The following is a 3,586-nucleotide window of genomic DNA, read 5'->3' as shown; positions in this document are numbered from 1 at the left end:
GGGGCGGTGCCTGCTTGGCTCCGGCTCGTCTCCCGCGGCCGGGTCGGGTGGCCATCCATTCCTGGAGGGGCGCCACCTTCCAGAGCTGCCGGCGATAGGGGTTCTCGGCCGTGGTTGCCTCATCCGAGGTCGCACTTTAAGAGACCTGCAGGTCAAAGCCATCGGCTGTTTCCACGTCATCCTCAACTCCCAGGCTTTCGCCGCCACATGTCTAATGGGGCGTGGCCTGTGACACGGAACAACGGCTGCTGGTTGCAACGCTCTTCAACGCTGGGGAGGGGATCCATGTCGCGCAAAGAGCGTGATGTGGTTCTGGCCTTGATCACCAGTCAGCCGATGATCGCCATGAGTGTCGTCCAGTTCCTCGTCGTCCCCGGCTGGGCCAGATCTGGACCGCTGCCGGGCGTTGATGGAAACGATGCTGGGCGCCTCGCTCCGCGAGTGCCCTGCTGCGTGACGACACGTCAGCGGGCGGGCGGTGGCGCGAGGGTGTCGTCGGCGTGGCGGGCGAAGGCGGGCTTCCGGCTGGGCCGGGAGTTTCGTGGGATCCGGATCGGTTGGTGCGGGAGCGGACGTCTGGCCGGCGTCCTCGTCGAGCGGCTGCTCGGACGATCGCACGTACTGCACGGCGTGCTCGGTGGCGTCCGGCCCGGTGCCTGGTCGGTGTACGTGCGGCTGGGCGTACGGCGGGTTGTATGAGGCTGTGTCAGAACCGGTGATCTGTGACGTTCTGTATTGGATGGGGTTCGGCCATGTGTTGGGGCGTTGCAGCGATCCCGGGGCCCCACGCAGTGCCTGGTGCGATGTCGGTGGTGCCGCACGCCCGGCAACGCGCGCCCACCGCCAGTCAGCTGATCGCAGGCGGGAGGGCGACCCGGGCGGTGAGGAACTTCGGGGCCATCTCGCGGTAGCTGTCGGTGATCAGTTCGGTGAGCTCGGTCCAGTCGGTGTGGTCACCGAGCACGGCGGCGACGACGTTGTGCCCCCAGCCGGCACGCAGGAACGGGAACCCGCCGGCGGTCAGGCCGAGCAGGTCGTCGACGGGCACCCGAAACGTCATCACGACCAGTTCCTGATCTGCGGCTGCATACGGGGCGTAGAGCGGGGAGCGTTCCACGTCCGGCGTGTAGACATGGGCGAATGTCCGCGTACGGATCCGCCAGCGCACACCGATCCAGGCTGGTTCCTCGTACGACTCGGGCAGCTGCCGGCAGATCGGCCGCAGCCGGTTCAGGATCTCCGGCGGCACGTCTCCAGGACTCGACATAGGTCGACACTAGCGACCGCCGGCGAATTGACAGGGCCGCGCGGGTGATTCACCAGAACATAGGGCAGCGTGGAGCCCCGTGCCTGGACGGCTGTTGAGGCGCTTCGCGGAACCAGTGCGTGGTGTCAGTGCCCGTTGTGATCGACTTATGGCAGGAGTTCTACCCACGGTCACCGGTCCACCAGTTGCAGAACGTCACAGATCACCGGTTCCGACGCAGCTTCCAAGGGGTGGCCCCGGCTGTCCGTCTCGGGGGAAGAGCGGGCAGCCGGGGCCGGTCAGGGGTTGCCTCGTGGGCTGTGTTCGGCCAGGGGCGGGGATCAACAGGAGGCTGAGCGCTGCCGATTGCTCGTGCCTGATGTGTGGTCAGCTGCTTTGAGCGGCTCAGGATTTGGGGTCTCAGGCGCGGTTGCGCGGAGCGCGCGGCGGCCGGCGAGGATGAGGTCGAAGACACGGCCGTGTGGGCAGAGGTCGTTGCGGTGGCGGGGTGGGGTGACCCAGTGGGTTCCGGGTGGTGTGGTGCGGTCGAGGGCGGGGACGCCGAGGTAGGTGCCGGTGGTGAGGAGGGGGGTGTCGTTGGCGCCCAGCCAGCGCAGGCCGCGTCCGTGGGCGACGAGGGCGTAGTAGGTGGGTCCGGTGGTGAGGTGGTCGTGGATGACCGGGCCGTCGAGCGCCTCGCGCACCGTGTCTGCGACGAGGTCGGGGGTGTCGCTGTCGGCGGCGGCGTGGATGAGAGCGCCGGGGATGCGGATGGCGGCGAAGCGACGCCCCAGCGGCAGCAGGGCGACACCCTGGTCGGTCCATTCTGCGCGTGCTTGTGTCGGCACGTCGTGGGCGGTGGCGAGCCACTGCCGGATGACCTCGGGAGCGTCCGGTGCCCGCTCGCTGCGCAGTGGCAGGCTGGGCGGTCCGATGGGCGGGGGATCGGCGTGGGTGTTCATCGCGGTCTCCGGTGGGGCGGGCGCCGGGCGGTGGCGGCCCGCGGCGGCTCGTGTGACGTGGTGGCGGGGGAGAAGGGCACAGAACGTGCCTGGCCCTTGATGGAGGCTCGCCCCGAGGCTCGGTTTGCCCAGGGCTTAAGTGTTCGGGGCGGTGATGGTGGGGGCGCGGCCTGTGCAGGGCGGGGGTTAGTGGCGGCGGACGGCGTGGGCGCATCGGGCGTGGATGCTGCCCGCCCGGGTGGCTGAGCCGCTGGGGCTGACGTGGTCGTAGGGCAGCGCTTCTTCGTCTTCGCGCAGGGGCTGGTCGCAGGCCAGGCACATCACGACGTCGGTCAGGGCTTCGTAGTGGTCGCACAACGCTGCGAGGGTGCGGGCGAGCTTGCGCGCGTGGGTGAGGGCGCCGTGCTCGCCCTGCGGGGCGGTTGCGCGGAGTTTTCCGCGGGCTTCGCCGACGCAGGCGAGGGCGCAGTAGCGGGGCACGTCGTCCTGATCCCGGGCGAGTGCGGCCTGTTCGATCTCGGGGATGATCAGCTGCATGTGCCCGCGCGGTAGGCTGTCCAGTACGGCCAGCTTGTCGCCTGCGGGCGGCGGCGCATCGGGGCCGAGAAGCTGGCTGATGCTGTGGCGCATCGTGTCGATGTCCACGGGCGCGGTGCCGGCTGTGGTCTCCTTGGTGCTGATCATCGTGCGACACCTGCCGGTTGGCGGACGCGGCAGGTTCGTGACGCCGGGTGGTAGGGCGGCGCACTGGGCTCGGGCCTCTCCTGGCGTGGTCTTGGTGGGCTCGTGCTCGGTGGGCGAACCGGCCCGGTGCGCGTGACAAGAGCGATGCCGGTGCTGCTCTGCGCGCGCTGCCAGGCGGTCGTCTGAGCGGTGCCGTTCATCTGTCGGCGCTCCTTCGCAGCAGTGGGCTGGCCCGGAAGTCGTGTGACTGCCGGGACACGCCGTCAGGCGAGGCCAAGCACGAACATCTCAAGCCGTCAGCACCGTGCCTGCGTCCGCCTTCAACGGTGTGCGTCACCAGCGTGACGCTCAGTCAGGAGCACAACGCTCACGGTTTTGTGAGTCCTGCGTGCGCGGCGTCAGAGACCGACCCAGGACGCCATGTGATGGAGGGTGTCAGAGGTCCGGCGGGACAAGTGCACGAGTCCGGTGATCGTCTCGCGGGCCGCGGGGTGGTAGCGGGTCTGCTCCGGAGCCAGACGGCGGGCCTCGACCAGGGAAGTCAAAGCCCGCTCAGCGTGCCCGGTTTCCATCTCGCAGCGTGCCTGGTCGATCAGGAAGTGCGCACGGCGGGAGGTGGCCAGCTGCGCGGGCAGTTTCATCTTGCGGGCCTGCTTGAGCGCGTCGTCGTACCGGCGCATTTCCACGGCTGCGG

The 3,586-nt window shown here is 69.3% G+C and carries 4 protein-coding genes and 1 pseudogene; 1 reads left to right on the top strand and 4 read right to left on the bottom strand.

What is annotated here, in order from left to right; all coding sequences use genetic code 11:
- Positions 1–453 precede the first annotated feature (453 nt).
- Positions 454–699, top strand: a complete 246-nt coding sequence (locus ABD932_RS43400) for a hypothetical protein (RefSeq protein WP_345022048.1) — start codon at positions 454–456, stop codon at positions 697–699.
- A 148-nt stretch (positions 700–847) separates the two neighbouring features.
- Here ABD932_RS43400 and ABD932_RS43395 read toward each other — a convergent pair whose 3' ends face one another.
- The 4 genes and pseudogenes from ABD932_RS43395 to ABD932_RS43380 form a co-directional block, all read right to left on the bottom strand.
- The gene (locus ABD932_RS43395) at positions 848–1,267 is read right to left on the bottom strand and encodes an MmcQ/YjbR family DNA-binding protein (RefSeq protein WP_345022047.1); all 420 of its coding nucleotides are present in this window, start codon (positions 1,265–1,267) and stop codon (positions 848–850) included.
- Between the two features lie 320 nt (positions 1,268–1,587).
- Complete coding sequence (locus ABD932_RS43390; RefSeq protein ID WP_345022046.1) at positions 1,588–2,208, bottom strand: hypothetical protein; 621 nt, start codon at positions 2,206–2,208, stop codon at positions 1,588–1,590.
- A gap of 186 nt (positions 2,209–2,394) precedes the next feature.
- Positions 2,395–2,892: a DUF6415 family natural product biosynthesis protein gene (locus tag ABD932_RS43385; protein WP_345022044.1), complete on the bottom strand. Its 498-nt coding sequence runs from the start codon at positions 2,890–2,892 to the stop codon at positions 2,395–2,397.
- A 398-nt stretch (positions 2,893–3,290) separates the two neighbouring features.
- Positions 3,291–3,586 (bottom strand): annotated as a pseudogene (locus tag ABD932_RS43380) (transcriptional regulator); the annotation flags it as partial.

Origin of the sequence: Streptomyces shaanxiensis (assembly GCF_039537145.1) — a bacterium.
Taxonomy (GTDB): Bacteria; Actinomycetota; Actinomycetes; order Streptomycetales; family Streptomycetaceae; genus Streptomyces; species Streptomyces shaanxiensis.
Note: the sequence above shows the minus strand (reverse complement) of the source record. Positions and strands in the feature narration are given on the sequence as shown.